Source organism: Enterobacter cloacae complex sp. R_G8 (assembly GCF_024599795.1).
Lineage (GTDB): Bacteria > Pseudomonadota > Gammaproteobacteria > Enterobacterales > Enterobacteriaceae > Enterobacter > Enterobacter dissolvens.
Map to the genome: position 1 here is coordinate 1,385,934 of NZ_CP102246.1, position 25,013 is coordinate 1,410,946.

The window sequence follows — 25,013 nt, forward strand, 5'->3', positions numbered from 1 at the left end:
ATGCAAAATCAGAACAATTTTTTTGACCAGCCAAGCTTCGAGCTTAATGTATTGAAATAGCTGTAATCTTTCGGGTGAATAAGGTTCAGGTGGTAATCACACCGACGAATCAGTACATCTTCACCTTCCTGAATAGGCAGTGCGATCTGGCTGTCGCAGCTGATCTCCAGGTCATTACGGCGGTGCGAGAAACGCAGGCGGATGGTGCTGCTGCCGTTAATCACCAGCGGGCGGGCAGAAAGGGTGTGCGGGAACATCGGCACCAGCGTAATGGCATCCAGCGAAGGCGTGAGGATTGGTCCTCCCGCGGAAAGCGAATAGGCGGTCGAGCCCGTCGGCGTGGAGATAATCAGCCCGTCAGAGCGCTGGGAGAACGCGAAGATTTCATCGATATACACTTCGAACTCAATCATATGCGCCACTTTACCGGGGTGAAGCACCACCTCGTTAATGGCGGTACTGATGCGTTTCTGGCAGTCCTGCTGACACACCTGCGCTTCCAGTAAAAAACGTTTTTCGCTGATGTAGTGTCCTTCCAGCACATCGGCCAGCTGCTGCTGCGCGTTGTCCGGGTCAAGGTCGGTCAGAAAACCGAGATTGCCACGGTTGATGCCGATGACTTTTATGTCGTAGCGCGCCAGCGTGCGGGCCGCGCCGAGCATGTTGCCGTCGCCGCCGACCACCACGGCGAGATCCGCCTGCTGTCCAATCTCTGCCAGCGTGCCGGTTTTGACGCTCTTAAGCTGCAGCTCCTGAGCGATCTGCTGCTCAACCATCACCTCATAGCCTTTGCTACACAGCCAGCGATACAACATTTCATGTGTCGTCAATGCCGTAGGGTGACGCGGGTGCCCGACGATCCCAATACACCTGAAATGATTATTCATTTTCTGGAGGTCCTTGTGCCTGATGAATGATGACAATCTCTCTTGTTCCCTTGAATCCAGGAAACTGATCCCCATAATAAGCGAAGTTAGCGAGATGAATGCAGAAAAACGCGGAGAAATTCATGAGTAGTAAAGAACAGAAAACGCCTGAGGGGCAAGCCCCTGAAGAAATTATCACGGAACAGCACGATGACGTTGAGGCTGTAGAGCCAGACGCATCTGCTGAGCAGGTGGACCCGCGCGATGAAAAAATTGCGAATCTGGAAGCCCAACTGGTAGAAGCACAGAATCGCGAACGCGACAGTGTTCTGCGCATCAAGGCGGAAATGGAAAACCTGCGTCGTCGTACCGAACAGGACGTTGAGAAGGCGCATAAGTTTGCGCTGGAGAAATTCGTCAACGAACTGCTGCCGGTAATCGACAGCCTCGATCGCGCGCTGGAAGTGGCTGATAAAGCGAATCCGGACAACGCGGCAATGATCGAAGGTATCGAACTGACGCTGAAATCCATGCTGGACGTGGTGCGTAAGTTCGGCGTGGAAGTGATTGCCGATACCGACGTCCCGCTGGATCCTAACGTACACCAGGCGATTGCGATGGTGGAATCAGAAGACGTTGAAGCCGGTAAAGTGCTGGGCGTGATGCAGAAAGGGTATACCCTGAACGGCCGTACCATCCGTGCTGCGATGGTGACCGTGGCGAAAGCGAAAGCGTAATTTGCCGTCCCGTAGTGCCGGGCGGCGGCTTCGCCTTGCCCGGCCTACAACATCATTCCGCGATACTTTCGCGCAGTGGTTTAACAGGCAGGACCTTCACCTGCTTAATCATATTGTCCTGCACGTCCAGGATATCAATATCGTACTGCTCAATACGCACGCGTGTGCCCGCCGCCGGGATCTCTTCCAGCGCTTCCAGAATCATCCCGTTCATGGTGCGAGCCTCATCTTCCGGCAGATGCCAGTTAAAGGCTTTATTGAGTTCGCGGATGTTCGCGCTGCCGTCAATCAGCACCGAACCGTCGTTTTGCGGCGTGACCTCTTCCGCAAGAGAAGGGGACATGGAGGTGGTAAAGTCTCCGACAATCTCTTCCAGAATATCTTCGACCGTCACCAGCCCCTGAATATCGCCATACTCATCGACCACCAGGCCGACTTTCTTCTTGTTACGCTGGAATTTCACCAGCTGCGTGCTGAGCGGCGTCCCTTCCGGTACGTAGTAAATCTCGTCGGCGGCGCGCAGCATCACCTCTTTGGTGAACTCTTTTTTCTCGGTCATCAGGCGATACGCTTCCCGCACGCGCAGCATGCTGATGGCGTCGTCCAGGGAGTCGCGATACAGCACAATGCGTCCGTGCGGGGAGTGAGTCAGCTGGCGGACGATGGCCTTCCAGTCGTCGTTAATATCAATCCCGACGATTTCATTACGCGGCACCATGATGTCGTTAACGCTGACCTTTTCCAGATCCAGCACCGACAGGAGCATGTCCTGATTACGACGTGAAATTTGCGAGCGGGATTCGTTCACGATGGTGCGCAGCTCATCCTTGCTGAGCGCACTGCTGATGGCGACGTCGGCCTTGATGCCGACCATGCGCATCAGGATGCGGGTGACCATATTCAACAGCCAGACCAGCGGCATCATCAGGATCAGCAGCGGTGCCAGCAGGAAGCTGCTCGGGTAAGCCACTTTTTCCGGGTAAAGCGCGGCGATGGTTTTGGGGAGCACTTCCGCAAACACCAGCACCACAAAGGTCAGGACGCCGGTGGCAATCGCGACCCCGGCATTGCCGTACAGGCGCATCCCAACGATGGTGCCCAGCGCAGAGGCGAGGATATTGACGAGGTTGTTACCGATAAGCACCAGGCTTATCAGGCGATCCGGTTTACGGAGCAGCTTTTCAACGCGACGTGCGGCACGGTTACCCTGTTTAGCACGATGACGTAACCGGTAGCGGTTTAAGGTCATCATGCCGGTTTCCGAGCCAGAGAAATAGGCGGAGATGACCACCATGACGATCAGCGTAACGATCAGCGTGGTGGTAGAGATGTGTTCCAGGGGAACTCCTTTGTTACTTAGCCAGCAAATTGCTGTATGAAGCGGCTACCGAAATAGGCAAGGGTGAGAATGCCCGCACCCGCGACGTTGAACCAGACCACGCGACGACCGCGCCAGCCTTCATGATAATGGCCCCATAACAGGACAATATAGACAAACCACGCGATGATGGAGAGCACCGCTTTGTCGATATTCTCCACGCTGAACAGGTTTTTCATATAAAACAGGCCGGTGCAGAGCGTTAAGGTCAGCAGCACGACACCCACCTGGGTGATGTGGAACATCTTACGCTCAATGACCATCAGCGGCGGCATCTCATGGTTAAACGCCAGCTTTTTATTTTTCAGCTGGTAGTCAATCCAGGCAAGCTGCATGGCGTAGAGCGCGGCAATGATCAGCGTTGCGTAAGAGAACAGCGACAGGCCGATGTGTACCAGCATGCCCGGCGTGGCTTCCAGATGCGTAATGAACTCATTGGGCATAAAGGTGGCTAAGGCCAGATTGATCAGCGCGAAGGCATAAACAATGGGCAGCAACAGCCAGCCGCGATTCTTCGAGGCAACAATTGTCATCACCGTACAGATCATCAGGCTGACCAGCGAGCCGACATTCAGCACGCTCAGGTTTTGCACGCTGCCGTCACCGGGAATGATGCGTGATTCCAGCGCAAAAGCGTGACTAATCAGTGCGATCACCGCCGACAGAATAGCCATGCGCCGCCAGCCGCTGTTTTTTTGCAGCAGTCCGGGAATGATCAGCGCAAGGCTGACAGAGTAGGCAACAAGGGCGATCAGTGCGAAAACAGGCATATAGGCATCGACAGTTGTCTTAATAAGAAAGAGAAGCAGTATAACGTTACGTGACGCCTGCTCCAACCGTTGCATAACAACAAAGGCGCCTTCATGTTATACTCCGGCAAAATTCTGTGTATGTGTCGCTCATGGCGGCCCAACGTTTCTACTCAGGCGAGAGACAATGTTTGATAATTTAACCGATCGTTTGTCGCGCACGCTGCGCAACATCAGCGGCCGCGGACGCCTTACCGAAGACAACATCAAGGAAACGCTGCGCGAAGTGCGCATGGCGCTGCTGGAAGCAGACGTCGCGTTGCCGGTTGTTCGTGATTTTATCAACCGCGTTAAAGAGAAGGCGGTTGGTCATGAAGTTAACAAGAGCCTGACCCCGGGTCAGGAGTTCGTCAAAATCGTTCGTAACGAACTGGTTTCGGCGATGGGCGAAGAGAACCAGGTTCTGAACCTGGCGGCTCAGCCTCCGGCCGTGGTGCTGATGGCGGGCCTGCAGGGTGCGGGTAAAACCACCAGCGTTGGTAAGCTGGGTAAATTCCTGCGCGAGAAGCACAAGAAAAAGGTGCTGGTGGTTTCTGCGGACGTTTATCGCCCGGCGGCAATCAAACAGCTGGAGACCCTGGCGCAGCAGGTTGGCGTCGATTTCTTCCCGTCCGACGTGGCCCAGAAACCTGTCGACATCGTCAATGCCGCGCTGAAAGAAGCGAAGCTTAAATTCTACGACGTGCTGCTGGTGGATACCGCCGGTCGTCTGCACGTTGATGAAGCGATGATGGACGAGATCAAACAGGTGCATGCCTCTATCAACCCGGTAGAGACCCTGTTTGTGGTTGACGCCATGACCGGTCAGGATGCGGCGAACACCGCGAAAGCGTTTAACGAAGCCCTGCCGTTAACCGGCGTGGTGTTGACCAAAGTGGACGGTGACGCCCGCGGCGGTGCGGCGCTTTCTATTCGTCATATCACCGGTAAGCCGATCAAGTTCCTCGGCGTGGGCGAAAAAACCGAAGCGCTGGAGCCGTTCCACCCGGACCGTATTGCCTCCCGTATCCTCGGCATGGGTGACGTGCTGTCGCTGATTGAAGATATCGAGAGTAAAGTTGACCGCGCCCAGGCCGAGAAGCTGGCCAGCAAGCTGAAAAAAGGCGACGGTTTCGATCTGACCGACTTCCTTGAGCAGCTGCGTCAGATGAAAAACATGGGCGGCATGGCAAGCCTGATGGGCAAACTGCCGGGCATGGGCCAAATCCCAGACAACGTAAAAGCGCAGATGGATGACAAGGTGCTGGTGCGTATGGAGGCGATCATCAACTCGATGACCCTCAAAGAGCGTGCTAACCCTGACATCATCAAAGGTTCCCGTAAGCGCCGTATCGCAGCCGGTTGCGGCATGCAGGTGCAGGACGTTAACCGCCTTCTGAAACAGTTCGACGACATGCAGCGCATGATGAAGAAAATGAAGAAGGGCGGCATGGCCAAGATGATGCGTGGCATGAAAGGGATGATGCCGCCAGGATTCCCTGGCCGATAAATCGTGTTTAATGCTCAGTATCAAGATGCTGATTGCATTTTCCCCAGAAATCAGTAAAATTTTCGGGCTTTTAATATGACACCCGGGCTCCGTTCCTCGATGGGGCCCGGTTGTTTTATTCACACAAGAGGATGTTATGGTAACTATTCGTTTAGCACGTCACGGCGCTAAAAAGCGTCCGTTCTACCAGGTTGTTGTGACTGACAGCCGTAATGCACGCAACGGTCGCTTCATCGAGCGCGTTGGTTTCTTCAACCCACTGGCCGCTGGCGCAGAAGAAGAAACTCGTCTGGATCTGGATCGTATCGCTCACTGGGTTGGCCAGGGCGCTACTGTTTCCGATCGCGTTGCTACGCTGATCAAAGCAGCAAACAAAGCAGCTTAATCTGTCACGGTGGTCATGATGAGCAATAAAGCACCTGTTGAACCGATCGTATTGGGCAAAATGGGTTCTTGCTACGGTATCCGTGGTTGGCTCAGAGTGTTTTCCTCCACTGAAGACGCTGATAGCATTTTTAATTACCAGCCCTGGTTTATCCAGAAAGCCGGTAAGTGGGAAGAGGTCGAGCTGGAAAGCTGGCGTCACCACAATCAGGACATCATCATCAAGCTGAAAGGCGTTGATGATCGAGATGCCGCGAATGCGCTGACTAATTGTGAAATTGTCGTGGATTCGTCGCAGTTGCCGGAGCTTGAAGAAGGCGACTATTACTGGAAAGACCTTATGGGTTGCCAGGTAGTCACCACTGAAGGCTACAGCCTGGGGAAAGTCATCGACATGATGGAAACCGGGTCCAATGACGTTCTCGTCATTAAGGCAAACCTGAAAGATGCATTTGGCATCAAGGAGCGGTTGGTTCCGTTCCTCGATGGACAGGTTATCAAGAAAGTCGATCTCGCTACTCAAACGATTGAAGTAGATTGGGATCCTGGTTTTTAAATTCTCCGGATAAACGGTAAAAGACGGCGCTATGTGGATTGGCATAATTAGCCTGTTTCCTGAAATGTTCCGCGCGATTACCGATTACGGGGTAACTGGCCGGGCAGTAAAGAATGGCCTGCTGAGCATCCAAAGCTGGAGTCCTCGTGACTTCACGCATGACCGGCACCGTACCGTGGACGATCGTCCTTACGGCGGCGGACCGGGGATGCTAATGATGGTGCAACCCTTACGGGACGCCATTCACACAGCAAAAGCCGCGGCAGGTGAAGGCGCAAAGGTGATTTATCTGTCACCTCAGGGACGCAAGCTTGATCAAGCGGGCGTCAGCGAACTGGCGACGAATCAAAAACTGATTCTGGTCTGTGGTCGCTACGAAGGGATAGATGAGCGCGTAATTCAAACCGAGATTGACGAAGAATGGTCTATCGGCGATTACGTTCTCAGCGGTGGTGAGTTACCAGCGATGACGCTGATTGACTCCGTCGCCCGGTTCATTCCGGGTGTACTGGGCCATGAAGCTTCGGCAACGGAAGATTCCTTTGCCGATGGGTTGCTGGACTGTCCACACTATACCCGTCCTGAAGTGTTAGAAGGGATGGACGTCCCGGCAGTGTTACTGTCTGGAAACCATGCTGAGATACGTCGCTGGCGTTTGAAGCAGTCGCTGGGCCGAACCTGGCTTAGAAGACCTGAACTTCTGGAAAACCTGGCTCTGACTGAAGAGCAAGCAAAGTTGCTGGCCGAGTTCAAAACTGAACACGCGCACCAGCAGCATGAACATGATGGGAATGCGTAATACGCTCCCGAATATCAGTTTACCCAGGATAAGAGATTAAATTATGAGCAATATTATTAAGCAACTTGAACAAGAGCAGATGAAGCAGGACGTACCTTCCTTCCGTCCAGGTGACACCGTGGAAGTGAAAGTATGGGTTGTTGAAGGTTCCAAAAAACGTCTGCAGGCATTCGAGGGCGTGGTTATCGCTATTCGTAACCGCGGTCTGCACTCTGCATTCACTGTTCGTAAAATTTCCAACGGCGAAGGCGTTGAGCGTGTCTTCCAGACTCACTCTCCGGTAGTTGACAGCATTGCTGTTAAACGTCGTGGTGCTGTACGTAAAGCTAAACTGTACTACCTGCGTGAGCGTACTGGTAAGTCTGCTCGTATTAAAGAGCGTCTGAACTAAGATTCGCTTAAGCGACATCCTGTTAGAAAGGGCTGGCCGAAAGGCTGGCCCTTTTTTTATCCCATCGCATCTCTCGTGTTAACCCTTTCGTCATAAATCATTTACAATGCTGGCCTCTTCCGTGGAGGGTAAGTGATTAACGTACTGCATCAGCATAACTGGAAACGCGCAGCGGCATGGACCGCGCTGTTTGCGATCCTGCTGATCGTGATCGCACCGCTTATCTCCGTCTCGCTGCAAAAAGATCCCATGAGTGCCATGCCGGGGATGCACCATGACATGAGCATGATGTCGATGGATGAGCACCACGGCGATATGCAGCACAGCATGCCGGTTGACCATGCGGAAGCCTGTGGCTACTGCGTGCTATTAGCCCACGTGCCGGGCATGATACTTGCGCTGATTGTGCTGCTCAGTGTCGTGCTGCAAAGGCTGCGTGTGAAGCCGCCGCGTCAGGCGGTCAGCCACTGGCATTTTTTCCCCTGGCTTTATCCCGATACCCGCGCGCCGCCGCGGCAGTCTGCTTTTTCCCTTTAAAAAATATCGATAACTTTTTGCCTTAAAAAGGAAAAGTATGACTACCTGCACTCCGCGCGCGGCATGGGGAAACCTGCTGCGTCGACTCCATTTCTATGTCGGGCTGTTTGTCGGCCCGTTTATCTTCTTCGCCGCGCTGACCGGTACGCTGTATGTGGCGACACCGCAGCTGGAAAATATTCTGTACCGGCACGCGCTCCACACGGATTCGGTGGGGGAACTACAACCGCTGGCGGAACAGATCGCCGTGGCGGAAAAAAACATCGGCACCAGTCTGCGTTTACACGCCGTGCGTCCTGGTCTGGTTGCGGGTGAAACCACCCGTGTGATGTTTGCCGACCCGTCGCTTGGCCCATCGGAAACCCGCGCTGTTTTTATCGATCCCGTCACTCTTGCGGTGCGTGGCGATATGACGGTGTATGGTACCAGCGGAATTTTACCGTTACGCCAGACCATTGATTATCTGCATACCTCCCTGATGCTGGGTAACGTTGGTCGGATCTACAGCGAGCTGGCCGCCTCGTGGATGTGGGTCGCCGCGCTGGGCGGGATTGCGCTGTGGTTTTATACCCGGCCAAAACGTCGGATCAACAATCGTTTTCAGAACCGGCGTCGCCTGCATGTCACGCTGGGCTGGGTGCTGCTGGGGGGAATGTTGCTGTTCTCTGCGACGGGCCTGACGTGGTCTCAGTGGGCGGGCGGCAACGTGGATAAACTTCGTGCGCAGATGAACTGGCTAACCCCACAGGTGAACACCACGCTTTCGGGTGCCCCCGTCACGATGGATGAACATGCTGAACATCGCGGACATCATGGTGGCATGATGATGCCCGACGTGACGATAGATCTGACCCGGTTTGATGGCGTATTGCACGCTGCCCGTCGGGCAGGGATTGATGCGAATAAACTCGAAATCCGCCCGGCGAAAAGCGCTGACCAGGCATGGACCGTGACGGAAATTGACCGCAGCTGGCCGACCCAGGTGGATGCCGTTGCGGTGGATCCGAATTCCATGCAAATTCTGGACAGAACCCGCTTTGAGAATTTCCCGCTAATGGCAAAGCTGACCCGCTGGGGCGTGGATTTCCATATGGGGATCTTGTTCGGCCTGGCGAACCAGTTGCTGCTTATCGCATTTGGCCTGGCGCTGTGTGTGCTGATTGTCTGGGGATACCGGATGTGGTGGATGCGTCGCCCGGCGCAATCGACGGCGGATCCGCTTCAGACGCTTTGTCAGTGCTGGCTGGCGCTCCCGGGATGGGGGAGAACCACTACGGTGGTAGCCAGCGTAGTGCTGGGGCTGGCATTGCCGGTGATGGGTGCGAGCCTGGCGCTGTTTATTCTGGTCGACTGGCTGCGCTGGCGAGCGGCAGCCGGCGTGTCGCTCGCACAATCATCTGTTAAATAAGGCTATGGCGTGCTGATGACCACCGCGACCCGACGGTTTTCAGCACGCCCTTGCGCCGTACTGTTGCTGGAAACCGGATATTTTTTACCTAATCCCTGCGTGGTGAGGTTGCTGCGCGGGATATTGGCGCCTTTGGCCCAGACGTCAGCCACTGCATTGGCACGTTTTAACGACAGCGCTTCGTTGTAGCTCTCTTCACCGTAATTATCGGTGTGGCCATCCATGCGCGCGTGTTTCAGGCCGGTAGCCGCCAGGCGAGATGCCATGGTGCGGATCTGCGCTTCACTTTCCGGGCGCAGTCTGGCGTCATTTTTATCAAACAGGATTGTATCTGACAGGCCCAGAGACCAGTCGCCATTCAGCTCGTTAAAACCGTATGACTTCATCGCCGCAATTTGCTCAGGGGTGAATTTACCTTCAGGCGGTGACTGGCAACCTGCCAGCACTATCGAAGCGAGAAATAACGGCGCGAAGTATCGTTTTAACATGTCGTATCCTTTCTAAGTTATTGCTTTTGTACGCTGGTTTTTATCCTGGTACATGTTGCGGTCGGCTTGCTCCAGTAATGCTTCCACAGAGGCACTTTCCCACGCCAGAGCAAAGCCAATGCTAAGTGACATCGTTGCTGTCTGCCCGTTATGCAGATCGAACGGGCGTATAAACTGCTGCGACAGCGCAGCACAAATCTGTTGAACCTCTGCGGCAGACTGAACGCCGTACAGCACCATCGCAAACTCGTCACCGCCAAGGCGGTATGACTGATGACGCTTATCGCCAAATTCGACCATCCTGCTGGCGACTTCAATCAGCACGCAATCGCCTGCCGCATGTCCCCAGGTATCATTAATAAACTTGAAATTATCGCCGTCGAGGAACAGAAGGGCAGAGTTGGTTTTCGCGGAGGTGTCGTTCATTAATGCCGCGATGCTGCTACGAAACGCAGCCCGATTGGCAAGGCCGGTCAGCGGATCGTGCATGGCGGTACGCAGCAGTTGGGCGTTTTTAGCCTGCAGCTTCAGCTGCCACTCTTCCATCTCATCCAGCAGGCTGTTGAAGTCCTCGCCGAACTGGTGGAATTCTTCGATACGGCCATCCTTCACCCGGCGGGAGAAGTTGCGGTTGGTGCGTACGTCATGAACGACGTCGGTGATATTTTGCAACGCCGTCACCATGCCCTGGTGCAGGGAGTGGGTAATCGTGAGCGCAACGGCGGTAGCAAAAAGAATACAGCCGGTGAGAACGGCGAACGACAGCCAGATGAAATGACTGATCAGATTGTCGCGCGCGGTGAGGCGGATTTCGCCGATCGCATTGCCGTTATGCATGATGGGCTGTGCAACCGGATTGGGGAACAGCCAGCGGCTAACCAGCGCGCCCAGCGTGTCGTTATTATCCTCCGGGTTCCAGGACCAGTAAGCAAATCGCTTTTTATGTACGTTGATAACCTCAGCTACGGCAAACTGGCCCTGTTTACCCAAGGTCGCAAGCGTTTCGTTGGCTGCCAGCGCATCGTTAAAGACCAGTGAGGCTTCAAGACTGTGGCTCATTGTTGCGCCGGTTAATTCGAGGTTTTTTTGCGCGTATTGCTTTAATGTCACCACGGAAGCAAAACAGAGCAGCAGCCAAATTAACGTCATGGTGATGATGACGCTTATCATGCTGATTCGTCGTAACGTGCTTTTAAACGTTGGACGTGGTGTTGAAGTGAATTCTTTATCCATGCTGCTTATTCCGTGCGAGCATTAATACATCCGGATTGACGCGTACACCACTGCGCGTTAATGCATCCAGATTGACGGAAAATCTGACTTGGTTGTGATCGATTATCAGGCAAAATGCACTGCCAATAACACATTCCGGATTCTGCTCTGAGATTAATAGCAATGCTCTGCCCTGATACTGGCTTATTAATTCAAGTTGTTTTGCCGGCGATTCAGTCCCGAAATAAATAGCATCGCACGTCGCGGACAGGGCTTCCTGATCGTTATGCACAATAACGGGAGTATAAGGTAACTCGCTTTGCCCCTCTTCACGGCTAAGTGCTTGCGTGTAGTGAGATGAGGCATAAACACAGAGTTTAGGTTGCCCGGAAAGTGACGGCCATCGGGTGTAGCTCACAATACCCGACACAATCGAACGCACCGATTTATCGGTTTCTGTGAACGTGCCTGCCGTCGCTGGGCCCACCATAAAGAACAGCATTAGCACCAGAGTGAGTCGGAACAAAGAGATCAAGAATGAATTTCTCACCAGAATCCGCCACACCGCTCTGGAAATAGATGTCCTTAAGAGTTGTCGGCAGAATACCATTGTTTATCAAAGCCGTCATTATGTCAGAAATATCCTGCGTTCGACCTAAGCTAAATCCTACAGTGACTCTATTCCGGCACAGAGAACCGGCTTAATTTAGCCTGCTGGCGCGCATACTTTCATCCATTCCTTGTTGCCATGATTCATGCAGCTTTGCTGCATTTTCGGCGGTATCACAACTGGCAGGGAAAGATTTGCCTGCTAATCCCCAGGCGTGAATAAAACCTTCTTCACACACTTTCTTCTGACCGTCGGCGTAGCCACGAAGATATTCACTACGATCAACATGCGGGTCGTTAAAACTATCGGCCAGCGTCTGATTATCTTTAACCGGCAGGCCATTCATGGCGTCTTCTTTACCCGCGTCGAACCAACTGGGACTGGTCCAGTCGGGCTGGAAGGTGTAAGGATTGATCTGGCAGCCCGATAAACACAGCGACAACAGCATAAGAGCGATTGAACGCATAGCCATTCTCCTTTTTTCTTCAGCATAGCCTGGCCAAAGAAAATATGACTGTAATTTTATCTTTACGACTTCAACGGCTGATTTTTGCAGTAAAATGGCTTTTGTAAAGTAAAGTGTACGTATTTTGGATTGAAATCTTTACTTGTTGTGGTATCGTTGTTTCACCTCTTCGAGGAAAACAACTATCGCAAACGAGCTTTACAGGATCGCCATCATGCAAAAAGACGCGCTGAACAACGTACATATCACTGACGAACAGGTTTTGATTACTCCGGATCAACTGAAAGCGGAGTTCCCGTTGAGTGTCGCGCAGGAGGCTCAAATTGAGCACTCGCGCCAGACCATTTCTGACATTATCGCTGGCCGCGATCCGCGCCTGCTGGTGGTATGTGGTCCTTGCTCCATTCACGATCCTGAAACCGCCATTGAATACGCTCGTCGATTTAAAGCATTAGCGGAGGAGGTCAGCGATAGCCTCTACCTGGTGATGCGCGTCTATTTTGAGAAGCCACGTACCACCGTTGGCTGGAAAGGGTTGATTAACGATCCGCACATGGATGGCTCGTTTGATGTGGAAGCCGGTCTGAAGATTGCGCGTCGCCTGCTGGTGGAGCTGGTCAGCATGGGGCTGCCGCTGGCAACCGAAGCGCTGGATCCGAACAGCCCGCAGTACCTGGGCGATCTGTTTAGCTGGTCTGCGATTGGTGCGCGTACCACGGAATCACAAACCCACCGTGAAATGGCGTCTGGTCTGTCGATGCCGGTGGGTTTCAAAAACGGGACCGACGGTAGCCTCGCCACGGCGATCAACGCCATGCGCGCCGCGGCGATGCCGCACCGCTTTGTGGGTATTAACCAGGCGGGCCAGGTTTGTCTCCTGCAGACGCAGGGTAATCCGGATGGCCATGTGATCCTTCGCGGCGGTAAAGCGCCGAACTACAGCCCGGCAGATGTGGCACAGTGTGAAAAAGAGATGGAGCAGGCGGGACTGCGTCCGGCACTGATGGTAGATTGCAGTCATGGTAATTCGAATAAAGATTACCGTCGTCAGCCTGCGGTGGCGGAATCGGTGGTCGCACAGATCAAAGACGGCAACCGTTCTATTATCGGTCTGATGATTGAGAGCAATATTCATGAAGGCAATCAATCTTCTGAACAACCGCGCAGTGCAATGAAGCACGGTGTATCCGTGACGGATGCCTGCATCAGCTGGGAAACCACCGATGCGCTGCTGCGTGAGATCCACAAAGATTTGAACGGCCAGCTGGCGACGCGTCTGGCTTAAGAGGGTAGTTATGGTTGCTGAATTGACCGCATTACGCGATCAAATTGATGAAGTGGATAAGGCGCTGCTGGATCTGTTAGCGCGCCGCATGGCGCTGGTTGCTGAAGTCGGTGAGGTCAAAAGCAAATACGGCCTGCCGATTTACGTTCCGGAGCGCGAGGCCTCCATGCTGGCTTCCCGTCGTAAAGAGGCCCAGATGCTGGGCGTCTCGCCGGATTTGATTGAAGATGTCCTGCGTCGTGTGATGCGGGAGTCCTACTCCAGTGAAAATGATAAAGGCTTCAAGACCCTGTGTCCGTCCCTGCGCCCGGTCGTGATTGTGGGCGGGGCAGGGCAGATGGGGCGGCTGTTTGAAAAAATGCTGACCCTGTCTGGCTATCAGGTGCGCATTCTGGAAAAAGAGGACTGGGCAAATGCGCCGGAGCTGATGAAAGATGCCGGAATGGTCATCGTCAGCGTGCCGATTCACGTGACGGAGCAGATCATTGCGAAGCTTCCTCCGCTGCCGGCAGATTGCATCCTGGTGGACTTAGCGTCCGTGAAAAATGGCCCGCTGCAGGCAATGCTGGCCGCGCACACAGGGCCGGTGTTGGGGCTGCATCCTATGTTTGGCCCGGACAGCGGCAGCCTGGCGAAACAGGTGGTGGTCTACTGCGATGGTCGTCAGCCGGAAGCCTACCAGTGGTTCCTGGAACAGATTCAGGTTTGGGGCGCGCGGCTGCACCGCATTAGCGCGGTTGAACACGATCAGAACATGGCGTTCATTCAGGCGCTGCGCCACTTCGCGACCTTTGCCTATGGGCTGCATCTGGCGGAAGAGAATGTGCAGCTTGAGCAGTTACTGGCACTCTCTTCGCCTATCTATCGTCTGGAGCTGGCGATGGTCGGGCGTCTGTTTGCTCAGGATCCCCAGCTTTACGCCGACATTATTATGTCGTCTGAGAACAACCTGGCCCTGATTAAGCGTTACTACCAGCGATTTGGCGAAGCCATCACGCTGCTGGAACACGGAGACAAGCAGGCGTTTATCGACAGTTTCCGTAAGGTTGAGCACTGGTTTGGCGATTACGCACAACGTTTCCAGAGCGAGAGCCGCACCCTGTTGCGTCAGGCAAATGACAGTCGCCAGTAATGCGATGATGTATATACTAAAAGCCAGCATTGCTGGCTTTTTTCATTTTGGGGAACTGTCATGGCCGAACCGCAGCTGCTGTTGAACTACACCGGGCATCTGCCCGAATGCCCGACGTGGAGTGCAGAGGAAAATGCGCTTTACTGGGCGGATATTCTTGAAGGTGAGATCCACCGTTATCATTTACCCACAGCGGAGCACACCGTGCTCTCTTTCCACGAAGAGGTGGGGTGTTTCGCCCTGCGCGAACGTGGCGGCTTTATCGTCGCGATGCGAAGCGGCATCTGGCTTTCCGATAAACACGGTCTGCTGCAGCGCAAAGTCTGTGATAACCCGTCTAACCCGCAGCTTGCGCGTTTCAATGACGGGGGAACCGATCATAGGGGCCGGTTTTACGCCGGTACCTTCTGGGCGCCGGGTGATTACAACGGGGCGCTGCTGATGCGCATTGATAACGATCTGACGCCAAAAGTTATCCAGTGCGACATTCATGGCCACAATGGTCTGGCATTCAGCCCCGACCATCGGTGGATGTTTACTTCTGATACACCAAACGGCGTTATCTACCGTACCCCGCTGGATGAGCAGGGGGAACCCGGTAAACGTGAGGTATTCCGCCAGTTTAAAGACGGCGAAGGGATACCGGACGGTGCCGCGATGGATGTGGAAGGCTGCTACTGGAGTGCGCTGTTTGACGGCTGGCGTATTGCGCGTTTTTCTCCGCAAGGGGAGCAACTGGAAGAGTACCGCATGCCGGTACGTTGCCCGACGATGGTCTGTTTTGGCGGCGATGATATGAAAACACTGTTTATTACCACCACGCGGGAAAATATGGATGCGGAGGAGGTGGCGAAGTATCCGCTCTCCGGCGCTATCTTCACCCTGCCGGTGAATGTGGCAGGGATGAAGAAAAGCCGCTTTATCGAACGTTAGGCCGGGTCGACAGGAACCACGTTTTCGCTCGGATAACAGCCCAGCACTTTCATTGAACGGGTGATTTCACCCAGTTCACGCAGGGCTTTCTGCATGGATGGCGATTCCAGGTTGGCCTGAATGTCGAGATAGAACATCTCTTCCCACGGATTGCCGTGAATCGGGCGTGATTCAAGGCGGGTCATGATCAGATTGTGGTTACGCAGTACCAGTAGCGCTTCAACCAGCGCCCCTGCCTGCTGCCCGGTTGCCATCAACAGGGTGGTTTTGGCTGGCACCTGATCAGAGACATTGATGGCTTTACGCGCCAGTACGATGAAGCGGGTGATGTTTTGCGTCTGGTTTGCCAGATTGCGTTCCAGAACCTGAAGACCATACAGCGCACCGCCCGCTTCGCTGCCCAGCGCCGCGACAGTAGGGGAGTTCGCCTGGGCGACTTTTTCCATCGCCGCTGAGGTGCTTTCGGTGTACTCAATTTTCCAGTTCGGGTAGTGATTCAGGAACTGGCTGCACTGCTGGAATGGCTGCGGATGGCTGTAGACCGTCTCGATGGTGCTCAAATCGGTAGAGCCAGAGACCAGCACGCAGTGATCGATAGGGATCGTCAGCTCACCCACCAGCGACAGGCTGGTGTGTTGCAGCAAATCGTAGACGTCGTTAATGGCACCGGAGCTGGTGTTTTCAATCGGTACGACGGCGTAATCTGCCTGACCGGTTTCCACCTGATTGAAAATATCGGCGAACTTCGCACAGCCGCTTTCAATGAACTCTTCAAAATGGCGTGCAGCGTACTGGCGGGCAGCCAGATGGGAATAAGAGCCTTTAGGGCCAAGAAACGCGATGCGGGCAGAGTGCGGGTTGGTTTTATTCAGATGCTGCTGCAAAAGCGCTTGCTGGGTCAGAACGGAATCTTCGATGATGAGCTGGAACAAACGGGTGATGTAATGAGCATCAAGGTGATGTGCTTTACCGAGTTGAATCAGACGTTCCAGCAGATCGCGTTCGCGGTCAATATCACGTACCGGACGATGCGAGTCCAGTTTGGCTTTACCCACTTCGATGGCGAGCGCGCGGCGTTCTGCCAGAAGCGCCAGTAATTTTTCATCCAGTGCGCTGATTTTTACTCGCAAATCCAGTAACGGGTTTTCCGGTGTCATAGTGTTGTCTGTCTCGTTTTATCGTTATCAATAAAAAAGGCCTCCCGGAGTGGGAGGCCTTGTTGTTCGTCTTCGCATTCTTTATCACACGACGAAACGCCTCCCGTTCAGGGGAAGGTAAAAAAGAATGCGAAGAAGAACGGCGTCAGTTTCATGAAATCATCCTGTGGTTGATAACCTTAAAGTACCTGTACTGTTTTCACCCTGTCAATAAAAAACGCGCCCGAAGGCGCGTTGGCGGTAAACTCAATTTAAAGGATTACTCTTCTTCAACTTCTTCCGCGAAGCTGGCGTCTTTCACCGAGGTCGTGGCGCGACGGGCTTCACCTTTGTGCTGCACTTTATTGAGCTGCCGTTCCAGCTTGTTGATCAAATCGTTAATAGCGGTGTACATATCCTCGTGTTTTGCGCTGGCGACCAGATGGCCGTTTGGAGTATTGATAGTTGCGTCAGCGATGAAACCCTGCGGCTCCTTAGACAGGATGATATGTGGATTAATCAAGTGTGTTTGCCATTTATCCAGTTTGGCGAGACGGTCTGCGACGTGCTGGCGAATTGCCGGGGTAATTTCCATTTGTTTGCTGGTAATGTTCATTGTCATAAATTTTACCTCTTGTCTTTCCGTCTTGGTGATTCCAGCATACCTGTCCTAATGTCAAAATGTGTGATTTAGATCACGTTATTTTGTCGGTTTTTGTCAGGGAATCTTTTTTGTGAGGCAGGGCAGGAAGAGGCGAGATTTACCTTGTCGAAGGCAAAAATTGCGGTCATAGTTGATAGGATGTGTTGAAGCTAAACCGCTTCAGCTTGTCTCTGAAATGAATAAAAAAACGGCAGCCCGCGGGCTGCCGTTTTGCATTGACGTCACTATCAGATGTTGCTGCTGTTGGCGGCGATGATTTTCGCCACCTTATCAGCCTGTGCGGTCATCTGCATCTGACGGTAAGCATTCTCCATCAGCTTCAGGCCGTCGCGCGTCGCCTGCGTATCCGGATAATCACGCAGCATCCCTTCTACACGGTTAACCACGGCTACCCATGCGCCACGGCGGGTGTAGTATTCAGCAACCGAGTATTCGTATTTCGCCAGACGATCTTTCAGGAACACCAGACGTTTGGTGGCATCGGTCACGTACTGACTGTTCGGATAGCCGCGCACCAGTTTGGAAAAGTCGTTGAACGCATCGCGCGCATGCTGCGGGTCACGGTCGGAGCGATCCACACCGAAGAAGCCCTGCAGGGCACTGTCATCCAGCGCCATGTTGGTCAGGCCGCGCATGTACATTACATAGTCGATGTTAGGATGAGTCGGGTTCAGACGCATGAAACGATCGATGGTTGCCTGAGCCAGCGGCAGATCGGCATTTTTATAGTATGCGTAGATGAGATCTAACTGTACCTGCTGCGAATACGGACCAAATGGATAGCGATTATCCAACGCTTCCAGTTGCGTTATCGCCTGTTTCCAGTTACCGTCCTGCAACTTTTGTTGTGCAGTCGCATAGATTTCATTCGGCGGATTGTCAGGGACCTGTTCATTTGAACCGGAGCAGCCCACCAAAGCCAGGCTCAACGTGGCCGCTGCCACCAGATATTTCATGCGCGTCATGACGTTTTGACTTTCCTCAAATGTTTGTCCGGGAGAAACTCTGTTCCTGCTCCCGATTAAGACCAGCTACAATAGCACACTATATTAAACGGCAAAGCCGTAAAACCCAACGTTAAACGAAGAAGCAGTTTATGGCACAACGAGTAGAACTCACCGCAACAGTCTCCGAAAATCAGCTCGGTCAACGCTTAGATCAGGCTTTGGCCGAATTGTTCCCTGATTATTCGCGTTCACGCATAAAAGAATGGATCCTTGACCAGCGCGTGCTGGTAAACGGCAAGATCTGGGACAAACCAAAAGAGAAAGTGTTAGGTGGGGAAGCTGTCGCCATCAATGCTGAAATCGAAGAGGAAATGCGCTTCGAGCCGCAGGATATCCCACTGGACATCGTCTACGAAGATGATGACATTCTGGTGATCAACAAGCCGCGCGACCTGGTTGTTCATCCGGGGGCGGGGAATCCTGACGGTACGGTACTTAACGCACTTCTGCATTATTACCCGCCGATCGCTGATGTACCGCGCGCCGGTATCGTGCATCGTCTGGATAAAGACACCACCGGTCTGATGGTGGTGGCAAAGACCGTGCCTGCTCAGACTCGTCTGGTAGAGTCTCTGCAGCTGCGTGAGATCACCCGCGAATATGAAGCCGTGGCCATTGGCCACATGACCGCCGGCGGTACGGTGGAAGAGCCGATCAGCCGTCATCCCACCAAACGTACCCATATGTCGGTGCATCCGATGGGTAAACCGGCGGTGACGCACTATCGCATTATGGAACATTTCCGCATTCATACGCGTCTGCGTCTGCGTCTGGAAACCGGCCGTACTCACCAGATCCGCGTTCACATGGCGCACATTACTCATCCACTGGTGGGGGATCAGGTGTACGGTGGTCGTCCGCGTCCGCCAAAAGGGGCATCGGATGCGTTCATCAGCGTACTGCGCAAGTTTGATCGTCAGGCGCTGCACGCCACGATGCTGCGTCTTTATCACCCTATCTCGGGTATTCAAATGGAATGGCATGCGCCGATCCCGCAGGATATGGTGGAGCTTATTGACGCCATGCGCGCGGATTTTGAAGAACACAAAGATCAAGTGGACTGGTTATGACCAAACTGATTGTTCCGGAGTGGCCACTGCCTGAAGGCGTGGCTGCCTGCAGTTCAACCCGCGTTGGCGGGGTAAGCCAGGGGGCGTGGGCGTCTTTGAACCTTGGTGCACACTGCGGCGACAACCTGGAACACGTTGAAGAAAACCGCTCGCGGCTGTTTGCTGCGGGCAACTTACCGTCTAAACCGGTGTGGCTTGAGCAGGTTCACGGTAAAGCTGTGCTGAAGTTGACGGGAGAACCCTACGCGTCTAAACGTGCCGATGCCTCCTACAGCGATACGCCGGGAACAGTATGTGCCGTGATGACAGCCGATTGTCTGCCGGTGCTGTTTTGTAACCGTGCGGGGACAGAGGTTGCGGCAGCTCACGCGGGGTGGCGTGGTCTCTGTGAAGGTGTGCTCGAAGAGACCGTCGCCTGTTTCAAAGATTCCCCTGACAATATAATTGCCTGGCTTGGCCCGGCAATTGGTCCTCAGGCATTTGAGGTGGGCCCGGAGGTTCGTGAAGCGTTTATGGCGAAAGATCCGCAAGCCGTTAATTCTTTCGAACCCGTGGGGGAAAAATATCTGGCCGATATTTATCAGCTTGCCCGTCAGCGTCTGAATAATGTCAATGTGACGCAGATCTTCGGCGGTGACCGCTGTACGTTCACCGAAAAGGGTGATTTCTTCTCTTATCGCCGTGACAAGACCACGGGGCGTATGGCAAGTTTTATTTGGCTGATATAACCTAAAGAATCAAGACGATCCGGCACGTGCTGTTTTCTTTTCACATAATTCAGGTCATTAACCTTGAATAATTGAGGGATGACCTCATTTAATCTCCAGTAGCAAATTTGACCTGTTATGGGAGGAGTTATGCGTCTGGATCGTCTTACTAATAAATTCCAGCTTGCTCTCGCCGATGCCCAGTCCCTTGCACTGGGGCACGACAACCAATTCATCGAACCTCTTCATTTAATGAGCGCCTTGCTGAATCAGGAAGGGGGATCGGTACGTCCATTATTAACGTCTGCTGGCATTAATGCTGGCCAGTTACGCACCGCCATCGATCAGGCGCTGAGCCGTTTACCGCAGGTAGAAGGTACCGGCGGCGACGTTCAGCCGTCCCAGGATCTGGTGCGGGTGCTGAACCTTTGCGACAAGCTGGCGCAAAAACGTGGGGACAACTTTATTTCGTCGGAACTGTTTGTTCTGGCGGCGCTTGAATCACGCGGTACCTTGACCGACCTGCTGAAAACTGCCGGCGCAACCACGGCCAATGTGACTCAGGCGATTGAGAAAATGCGTGGGGGTGAAAGCGTGAACGATCAGGGAGCCGAAGACCAACGTCAGGCTTTGAAAAAATTTACGGTCGATCTGACTGAACGTGCTGAGCAGGGCAAACTTGACCCGGTGATCGGCCGTGATGAAGAAATTCGCCGTACTATTCAGGTTCTGCAGCGCCGTACCAAAAACAACCCAGTACTGATTGGTGAACCGGGTGTCGGTAAAACCGCCATCGTTGAAGGTCTGGCGCAGCGTATTGTGAACGGTGAAGTGCCGGAAGGGCTGAAAGGCCGCCGTGTACTGGCGCTGGATATGGGTGCGCTGGTGGCCGGGGCGAAGTATCGCGGTGAATTCGAAGAGCGTCTGAAAGGGGTGCTTAACGATCTGGCAAAACAGGAAGGCAACGTCATTCTGTTTATCGATGAGTTGCACACCATGGTTGGTGCCGGTAAAGCCGACGGCGCGATGGATGCCGGGAACATGCTGAAACCGGCGCTGGCACGCGGTGAACTTCACTGTGTCGGTGCCACGACGCTGGACGAGTACCGCCAGTACATTGAAAAAGATGCCGCTCTTGAACGTCGTTTCCAGAAAGTGTTTGTCGCGGAACCGAGCGTTGAAGATACCATCGCGATCCTGCGTGGTCTGAAAGAGCGTTATGAACTGCACCACCATGTGCAGATTACTGACCCGGCCATTGTTGCGGCAGCGACGCTTTCGCACCGTTATATTGCCGACCGTCAGTTGCCGGATAAAGCCATTGACCTGATTGATGAAGCTGCTTCGAGCATTCGTATGCAGATAGACTCGAAACCGGAAGAACTCGACAGACTCGACCGTCGTATCATTCAGCTCAAACTGGAACAGCAGGCACTCAAGAAAGAGTCTGATGAAGCCAGTAAAAAACGCCTCGATATGCTCAATGAGGAACTGGACGATAAAGAGCGCCAGTATTCTGAGTTAGAAGAGGAGTGGAAGGCAGAGAAAGCGTCACTCTCTGGTACTCAGACCATTAAGGCTGAACTCGAACAGGCAAAAATTGCCATCGAACAGGCGCGTCGTGTGGGTGACCTGGCGCGAATGTCGGAGCTGCAGTACGGCAAAATCCCTGAGCTGGAGAAACAGCTTGAGATTGCGACGCAGTCAGAAGGCAAAACGATGCGTCTGTTACGTAACAAAGTGACGGATGCGGAAATTGCTGAAGTGCTGGCGCGCTGGACCGGTATTCCGGTGGCACGCATGATGGAAAGTGAACGCGATAAACTGCTGCGCATGGAGCAGGATCTGCATCAGCGCGTGATTGGCCAGGACGAAGCGGTTGAAGCGGTTTCTAACGCCATCCGTCGTAGCCGCGCCGGATTGTCCGATCCTAATCGTCCGATTGGTTCGTTCCTGTTCCTGGGCCCTACCGGGGTGGGGAAAACCGAGCTATGTAAGGCGCTGGCTAACTTTATGTTCGACAGCGACGATGCGATGGTGCGTATCGACATGTCCGAGTTTATGGAGAAACACTCCGTTTCACGTCTGGTGGGTGCGCCTCCGGGATATGTCGGTTATGAAGAAGGTGGTTACCTGACAGAAGCCGTACGCCGTCGCCCTTATTCCGTCATCCTGTTGGATGAAGTGGAAAAAGCGCACCCGGATGTGTTCAACATTCTCCTGCAGGTCCTGGATGACGGTCGTCTGACCGACGGGCAGGGGAGAACGGTGGATTTCCGTAATACGGTCGTGATCATGACATCGAACCTGGGTTCCGATCTGATTCAGGAACGTTTCGGTGAACTGGATTACAGCCATATGAAGGATCTGGTTCTGGGTGTGGTTAGCCATAACTTCCGTCCGGAGTTCATCAACCGTATTGATGAAGTGGTGGTATTCCACCCTCTGGGTGAGAAACACATTGCGTCGATTGCACAGATCCAGCTGCAGCGTCTGTACAAACGTCTGGAAGAGCGTGGATATGAAATTCACATCTCTGACGATGCGCTGAAACTGCTGAGCGAAAATGGTTACGATCCGGTTTACGGGGCGCGTCCGCTGAAACGTGCTATCCAGCAGCAGATCGAAAACCCGCTGGCGCAGCAGATACTGTCTGGTGAACTGGTTCCGGGCAAAGTTATCCGTCTGGAAGCCAACGACGATCGAATTGTGGCAGTGCAGTAAGTCACAAAACGCAAAAACGAGCCGCTTGCGGCTCGTTTTTGTTTAAAAACCAGGCCAGAATTGAGGTCTGGGATGTGATTTGCCTGGAAAATGAGCAGTCAGTAAATAATTTTCACTTTATCCTTGCAGCTTCAGAATTACTCCCTATAATGCGCCTCCACTGACACGGAACAACGGCACACACGCCGCCGGGTCAGCAGAGAAAAGCAAATTAAACGCTTGACTCTGAAGCGGGAAAGCGTAATATGCACACCCCGCGCCGCAGCGAAAACGAAGCGGCACTGCTCTTTAACAATTTATCAGACAATCTGTGTGGGCACTCAAAGTGACATGGATTCTTAATGTCTTCGGACACTAAATGAATACCAAGTCTCAACGAGTGAACACGTAATTCATTACGAAGTTTAATTCATTGAGCATCAAACTTTTAAATTGAAGAGTTTGATCATGGCTCAGATTGAACGCTGGCGGCAGGCCTAACACATGCAAGTCGAACGGTAGCACAGAGAGCTTGCTCTCGGGTGACGAGTGGCGGACGGGTGAGTAATGTCTGGGAAACTGCCTGATGGAGGGGGATAACTACTGGAAACGGTAGCTAATACCGCATAACGTCGCAAGACCAAAGAGGGGGACCTTCGGGCCTCTTGCCATCAGATGTGCCCAGATGGGATTAGCTAGTAGGTGGGGTAACGGCTCACCTAGGCGACGATCCCTAGCTGGTCTGAGAGGATGACCAGCCACACTGGAACTGAGACACGGTCCAGACTCCTACGGGAGGCAGCAGTGGGGAATATTGCACAATGGGCGCAAGCCTGATGCAGCCATGCCGCGTGTATGAAGAAGGCCTTCGGGTTGTAAAGTACTTTCAGCGGGGAGGAAGGTGTTGTGGTTAATAACCACAGCAATTGACGTTACCCGCAGAAGAAGCACCGGCTAACTCCGTGCCAGCAGCCGCGGTAATACGGAGGGTGCAAGCGTTAATCGGAATTACTGGGCGTAAAGCGCACGCAGGCGGTCTGTCAAGTCGGATGTGAAATCCCCGGGCTCAACCTGGGAACTGCATTCGAAACTGGCAGGCTAGAGTCTTGTAGAGGGGGGTAGAATTCCAGGTGTAGCGGTGAAATGCGTAGAGATCTGGAGGAATACCGGTGGCGAAGGCGGCCCCCTGGACAAAGACTGACGCTCAGGTGCGAAAGCGTGGGGAGCAAACAGGATTAGATACCCTGGTAGTCCACGCCGTAAACGATGTCGATTTGGAGGTTGTGCCCTTGAGGCGTGGCTTCCGGAGCTAACGCGTTAAATCGACCGCCTGGGGAGTACGGCCGCAAGGTTAAAACTCAAATGAATTGACGGGGGCCCGCACAAGCGGTGGAGCATGTGGTTTAATTCGATGCAACGCGAAGAACCTTACCTGGTCTTGACATCCACAGAACTTTCCAGAGATGGATTGGTGCCTTCGGGAACTGTGAGACAGGTGCTGCATGGCTGTCGTCAGCTCGTGTTGTGAAATGTTGGGTTAAGTCCCGCAACGAGCGCAACCCTTATCCTTTGTTGCCAGCGGTTAGGCCGGGAACTCAAAGGAGACTGCCAGTGATAAACTGGAGGAAGGTGGGGATGACGTCAAGTCATCATGGCCCTTACGACCAGGGCTACACACGTGCTACAATGGCGCATACAAAGAGAAGCGACCTCGCGAGAGCAAGCGGACCTCATAAAGTGCGTCGTAGTCCGGATTGGAGTCTGCAACTCGACTCCATGAAGTCGGAATCGCTAGTAATCGTAGATCAGAATGCTACGGTGAATACGTTCCCGGGCCTTGTACACACCGCCCGTCACACCATGGGAGTGGGTTGCAAAAGAAGTAGGTAGCTTAACCTTCGGGAGGGCGCTTACCACTTTGTGATTCATGACTGGGGTGAAGTCGTAACAAGGTAACCGTAGGGGAACCTGCGGTTGGATCACCTCCTTACCTTAAAGAACCTGCCTTTGAAGTGCTCACACAGATTGTCTGATGAAAAGTAAATAGCAAGGCGTCTTGCGATTGAGACTGTACGTCCCCTTCGTCTAGAGGCCCAGGACACCGCCCTTTCACGGCGGTAACAGGGGTTCGAATCCCCTAGGGGACGCCACTTGCTGGTTCGTGAGTGAAAGTCACCTGCCGTCATATCTCAAAACTGACTTGCGAGTCATGTTTGAGATATTTGCTCTTTAAAAATCTGGATCAA

Annotated in this window: 25 protein-coding genes, 1 tRNA gene, 1 rRNA gene and 1 other annotated feature; of the genes, 16 read left to right on the plus strand and 11 right to left on the minus strand. The window is 53.4% G+C overall.

The features are described 5' to 3' along the window. Window positions 1–8 precede the first annotated feature (8 nt). Window positions 9–887: an NAD(+) kinase gene (nadK, locus tag NQ842_RS06650; RefSeq protein ID WP_013098356.1), complete on the minus strand. Its 879-nt coding sequence runs from the start codon at window positions 885–887 to the stop codon at window positions 9–11. 122 nt (window positions 888–1,009) lie between these two features. Here nadK and grpE point away from each other — a divergent pair, with 122 nt between their 5' ends. After that, entirely contained in the window at window positions 1,010–1,603 is a 594-nt protein-coding gene (gene grpE, locus NQ842_RS06655; protein ID WP_014832953.1) for a nucleotide exchange factor GrpE, read from the plus strand. Window positions 1,604–1,655: 52 nt separating this feature from the next. Here the strand turns inward: grpE and NQ842_RS06660 are convergent, their stop codons facing one another. After that, the gene (locus NQ842_RS06660) at window positions 1,656–2,942 is read right to left on the minus strand and encodes an HlyC/CorC family transporter (protein ID WP_028028086.1); all 1,287 of its coding nucleotides are present in this window, start codon (window positions 2,940–2,942) and stop codon (window positions 1,656–1,658) included. Between the two features lie 17 nt (window positions 2,943–2,959). Beyond that, window positions 2,960–3,751: an inner membrane protein YpjD gene (locus NQ842_RS06665; RefSeq protein WP_014832951.1), complete on the minus strand. Its 792-nt coding sequence runs from the start codon at window positions 3,749–3,751 to the stop codon at window positions 2,960–2,962. Between the two features lie 166 nt (window positions 3,752–3,917). On the opposite strand from NQ842_RS06665, the gene ffh reads away from it, so the two are divergent. From ffh to NQ842_RS06700, 7 genes are all read left to right on the plus strand, one after another. After that, window positions 3,918–5,279 (plus strand): signal recognition particle protein, encoded by a 1,362-nt coding sequence (gene ffh / locus NQ842_RS06670; protein WP_013098351.1) that lies wholly within the window; start codon window positions 3,918–3,920, stop codon window positions 5,277–5,279. Between the two features lie 136 nt (window positions 5,280–5,415). Beyond that, window positions 5,416–5,664, plus strand: a complete 249-nt coding sequence (gene rpsP, locus NQ842_RS06675; protein ID WP_003863133.1) for a 30S ribosomal protein S16 — start codon at window positions 5,416–5,418, stop codon at window positions 5,662–5,664. Window positions 5,665–5,679: 15 nt separating this feature from the next. Continuing rightward, on the plus strand, window positions 5,680–6,219 hold the full coding sequence (gene rimM, locus NQ842_RS06680; protein WP_043951682.1) for a ribosome maturation factor RimM: 540 nt from the start codon (window positions 5,680–5,682) through the stop codon (window positions 6,217–6,219). A gap of 31 nt (window positions 6,220–6,250) precedes the next feature. Then, entirely contained in the window at window positions 6,251–7,018 is a 768-nt protein-coding gene (gene trmD, locus NQ842_RS06685) for a tRNA (guanosine(37)-N1)-methyltransferase TrmD (RefSeq protein WP_010434154.1), read from the plus strand. Between the two features lie 43 nt (window positions 7,019–7,061). Next, the gene (rplS, locus tag NQ842_RS06690) at window positions 7,062–7,409 is read left to right on the plus strand and encodes a 50S ribosomal protein L19 (protein WP_002914145.1); all 348 of its coding nucleotides are present in this window, start codon (window positions 7,062–7,064) and stop codon (window positions 7,407–7,409) included. Window positions 7,410–7,541: 132 nt separating this feature from the next. Next, on the plus strand, window positions 7,542–7,946 hold the full coding sequence (locus NQ842_RS06695) for a DUF2946 domain-containing protein (RefSeq protein WP_257256652.1): 405 nt from the start codon (window positions 7,542–7,544) through the stop codon (window positions 7,944–7,946). Window positions 7,947–7,983: 37 nt separating this feature from the next. Next, window positions 7,984–9,354 carry a PepSY domain-containing protein gene (locus NQ842_RS06700; protein WP_257256653.1) on the plus strand — a complete coding sequence of 457 codons (1,371 nt, stop codon included), beginning with the start codon at window positions 7,984–7,986 and terminating at the stop codon, window positions 9,352–9,354. A gap of 2 nt (window positions 9,355–9,356) precedes the next feature. On the opposite strand, the gene NQ842_RS06705 is transcribed toward NQ842_RS06700, so the two are convergent. The 4 genes from NQ842_RS06705 to NQ842_RS06720 all read right to left on the minus strand — a co-directional run bounded on the left by NQ842_RS06705 (window position 9,357) and on the right by NQ842_RS06720 (window position 12,130). After that, window positions 9,357–9,842 carry an OmpA family protein gene (locus NQ842_RS06705; RefSeq protein ID WP_014832946.1) on the minus strand — a complete coding sequence of 162 codons (486 nt, stop codon included), beginning with the start codon at window positions 9,840–9,842 and terminating at the stop codon, window positions 9,357–9,359. A gap of 12 nt (window positions 9,843–9,854) precedes the next feature. After that, on the minus strand, window positions 9,855–11,075 hold the full coding sequence (dgcN, locus tag NQ842_RS06710) for a diguanylate cyclase DgcN (RefSeq protein WP_257256654.1): 1,221 nt from the start codon (window positions 11,073–11,075) through the stop codon (window positions 9,855–9,857). Then, the gene (locus tag NQ842_RS06715) at window positions 11,068–11,556 is read right to left on the minus strand and encodes a YfiR family protein (RefSeq protein WP_074163165.1); all 489 of its coding nucleotides are present in this window, start codon (window positions 11,554–11,556) and stop codon (window positions 11,068–11,070) included. The genes dgcN and NQ842_RS06715 overlap by 8 nt, the downstream gene beginning before the upstream one ends. Window positions 11,557–11,755: 199 nt before the next feature. Further along, entirely contained in the window at window positions 11,756–12,130 is a 375-nt protein-coding gene (locus tag NQ842_RS06720; RefSeq protein ID WP_014832943.1) for a DUF2799 domain-containing protein, read from the minus strand. A gap of 214 nt (window positions 12,131–12,344) precedes the next feature. Here NQ842_RS06720 and aroF point away from each other — a divergent pair, with 214 nt between their 5' ends. From aroF to NQ842_RS06735, 3 genes are read left to right on the plus strand one after another with little or no spacing between them, the layout of a single operon-like run. After that, window positions 12,345–13,415, plus strand: coding sequence for a 3-deoxy-7-phosphoheptulonate synthase AroF (aroF, locus tag NQ842_RS06725; protein WP_014832942.1), 1,071 nt, complete (start codon window positions 12,345–12,347; stop codon window positions 13,413–13,415). A 10-nt stretch (window positions 13,416–13,425) separates the two neighbouring features. Further along, a complete protein-coding gene (tyrA, locus tag NQ842_RS06730; RefSeq protein WP_063411446.1) occupies window positions 13,426–14,547 on the plus strand; it encodes a bifunctional chorismate mutase/prephenate dehydrogenase in 1,122 nt (373 codons plus the stop codon). Window positions 14,548–14,607: 60 nt separating this feature from the next. After that, window positions 14,608–15,480, plus strand: coding sequence for an SMP-30/gluconolactonase/LRE family protein (locus tag NQ842_RS06735; RefSeq protein WP_014832940.1), 873 nt, complete (start codon window positions 14,608–14,610; stop codon window positions 15,478–15,480). On the opposite strand, the gene pheA is transcribed toward NQ842_RS06735, so the two are convergent. The 4 genes from pheA to bamD form a co-directional block, all read right to left on the minus strand. Then, window positions 15,477–16,637 carry a bifunctional chorismate mutase/prephenate dehydratase gene (pheA, locus tag NQ842_RS06740; protein WP_014832939.1) on the minus strand — a complete coding sequence of 387 codons (1,161 nt, stop codon included), beginning with the start codon at window positions 16,635–16,637 and terminating at the stop codon, window positions 15,477–15,479. The genes NQ842_RS06735 and pheA overlap by 4 nt on opposite strands. Window positions 16,638–16,667: 30 nt before the next feature. Further along, window positions 16,668–16,793: a sequence feature (Phe leader region), on the minus strand. Continuing rightward, on the minus strand, window positions 16,745–16,792 hold the full coding sequence (gene pheL, locus NQ842_RS06745; RefSeq protein WP_100249759.1) for a pheA operon leader peptide PheL: 48 nt from the start codon (window positions 16,790–16,792) through the stop codon (window positions 16,745–16,747). It overlaps the preceding feature by 48 nt. 103 nt (window positions 16,794–16,896) lie before the next feature. Continuing rightward, entirely contained in the window at window positions 16,897–17,238 is a 342-nt protein-coding gene (raiA, locus tag NQ842_RS06750) for a ribosome-associated translation inhibitor RaiA (protein ID WP_008502470.1), read from the minus strand. 269 nt (window positions 17,239–17,507) lie between these two features. Beyond that, window positions 17,508–18,245, minus strand: a complete 738-nt coding sequence (gene bamD, locus NQ842_RS06755; RefSeq protein ID WP_257256655.1) for an outer membrane protein assembly factor BamD — start codon at window positions 18,243–18,245, stop codon at window positions 17,508–17,510. A gap of 131 nt (window positions 18,246–18,376) precedes the next feature. Here bamD and rluD point away from each other — a divergent pair, with 131 nt between their 5' ends. The 5 genes from rluD (at window position 18,377) to NQ842_RS06780 (ending at window position 24,917) form a co-directional block, all read left to right on the plus strand. After that, window positions 18,377–19,357 carry a 23S rRNA pseudouridine(1911/1915/1917) synthase RluD gene (gene rluD, locus NQ842_RS06760; protein WP_050861025.1) on the plus strand — a complete coding sequence of 327 codons (981 nt, stop codon included), beginning with the start codon at window positions 18,377–18,379 and terminating at the stop codon, window positions 19,355–19,357. Further along, window positions 19,354–20,085, plus strand: a complete 732-nt coding sequence (gene yfiH, locus NQ842_RS06765) for a purine nucleoside phosphorylase YfiH (protein WP_257256656.1) — start codon at window positions 19,354–19,356, stop codon at window positions 20,083–20,085. The genes rluD and yfiH overlap by 4 nt, the downstream gene beginning before the upstream one ends. A 129-nt stretch (window positions 20,086–20,214) precedes the next feature. After that, window positions 20,215–22,788: an ATP-dependent chaperone ClpB gene (clpB, locus tag NQ842_RS06770; protein ID WP_013098336.1), complete on the plus strand. Its 2,574-nt coding sequence runs from the start codon at window positions 20,215–20,217 to the stop codon at window positions 22,786–22,788. A gap of 429 nt (window positions 22,789–23,217) precedes the next feature. Continuing rightward, window positions 23,218–24,757, plus strand: a 16S ribosomal RNA gene (locus NQ842_RS06775). Between the two features lie 84 nt (window positions 24,758–24,841). Beyond that, window positions 24,842–24,917 (plus strand) — tRNA-Glu (locus NQ842_RS06780). Window positions 24,918–25,013 lie beyond the last annotated feature (96 nt).

What these genes read in the sequence shown, in the direction of transcription:
- rimM (WP_043951682.1), top strand. Translation starts at nt 5,680, where the DNA reads ATGATGAGCAATAAAGCACCTGTTGAACCGATCGTATTGGGCAAAATG.
- NQ842_RS06705 (WP_014832946.1), bottom strand. Translation starts at nt 9,842, where the DNA reads ATGTTAAAACGATACTTCGCGCCGTTATTTCTCGCTTCGATAGTGCTG.
- NQ842_RS06735 (WP_014832940.1), top strand. Translation starts at nt 14,608, where the DNA reads ATGGCCGAACCGCAGCTGCTGTTGAACTACACCGGGCATCTGCCCGAA.
- clpB (WP_013098336.1), top strand. Translation starts at nt 20,215, where the DNA reads ATGCGTCTGGATCGTCTTACTAATAAATTCCAGCTTGCTCTCGCCGAT.
- pheA (WP_014832939.1), bottom strand. Translation starts at nt 16,637, where the DNA reads ATGACACCGGAAAACCCGTTACTGGATTTGCGAGTAAAAATCAGCGCA.
- rluD (WP_050861025.1), top strand. Translation starts at nt 18,377, where the DNA reads ATGGCACAACGAGTAGAACTCACCGCAACAGTCTCCGAAAATCAGCTC.
- NQ842_RS06715 (WP_074163165.1), bottom strand. Translation starts at nt 11,556, where the DNA reads ATGCTGTTCTTTATGGTGGGCCCAGCGACGGCAGGCACGTTCACAGAA.
- dgcN (WP_257256654.1), bottom strand. Translation starts at nt 11,075, where the DNA reads ATGGATAAAGAATTCACTTCAACACCACGTCCAACGTTTAAAAGCACG.
- rplS (WP_002914145.1), top strand. Translation starts at nt 7,062, where the DNA reads ATGAGCAATATTATTAAGCAACTTGAACAAGAGCAGATGAAGCAGGAC.
- nadK (WP_013098356.1), bottom strand. Translation starts at nt 887, where the DNA reads ATGAATAATCATTTCAGGTGTATTGGGATCGTCGGGCACCCGCGTCAC.
- raiA (WP_008502470.1), bottom strand. Translation starts at nt 17,238, where the DNA reads ATGACAATGAACATTACCAGCAAACAAATGGAAATTACCCCGGCAATT.
- NQ842_RS06665 (WP_014832951.1), bottom strand. Translation starts at nt 3,751, where the DNA reads ATGCCTGTTTTCGCACTGATCGCCCTTGTTGCCTACTCTGTCAGCCTT.
- ffh (WP_013098351.1), top strand. Translation starts at nt 3,918, where the DNA reads ATGTTTGATAATTTAACCGATCGTTTGTCGCGCACGCTGCGCAACATC.
- NQ842_RS06700 (WP_257256653.1), top strand. Translation starts at nt 7,984, where the DNA reads ATGACTACCTGCACTCCGCGCGCGGCATGGGGAAACCTGCTGCGTCGA.
- NQ842_RS06720 (WP_014832943.1), bottom strand. Translation starts at nt 12,130, where the DNA reads ATGCGTTCAATCGCTCTTATGCTGTTGTCGCTGTGTTTATCGGGCTGC.
- tyrA (WP_063411446.1), top strand. Translation starts at nt 13,426, where the DNA reads ATGGTTGCTGAATTGACCGCATTACGCGATCAAATTGATGAAGTGGAT.
- aroF (WP_014832942.1), top strand. Translation starts at nt 12,345, where the DNA reads ATGCAAAAAGACGCGCTGAACAACGTACATATCACTGACGAACAGGTT.
- trmD (WP_010434154.1), top strand. Translation starts at nt 6,251, where the DNA reads ATGTGGATTGGCATAATTAGCCTGTTTCCTGAAATGTTCCGCGCGATT.
- rpsP (WP_003863133.1), top strand. Translation starts at nt 5,416, where the DNA reads ATGGTAACTATTCGTTTAGCACGTCACGGCGCTAAAAAGCGTCCGTTC.
- bamD (WP_257256655.1), bottom strand. Translation starts at nt 18,245, where the DNA reads ATGACGCGCATGAAATATCTGGTGGCAGCGGCCACGTTGAGCCTGGCT.
- yfiH (WP_257256656.1), top strand. Translation starts at nt 19,354, where the DNA reads ATGACCAAACTGATTGTTCCGGAGTGGCCACTGCCTGAAGGCGTGGCT.
- grpE (WP_014832953.1), top strand. Translation starts at nt 1,010, where the DNA reads ATGAGTAGTAAAGAACAGAAAACGCCTGAGGGGCAAGCCCCTGAAGAA.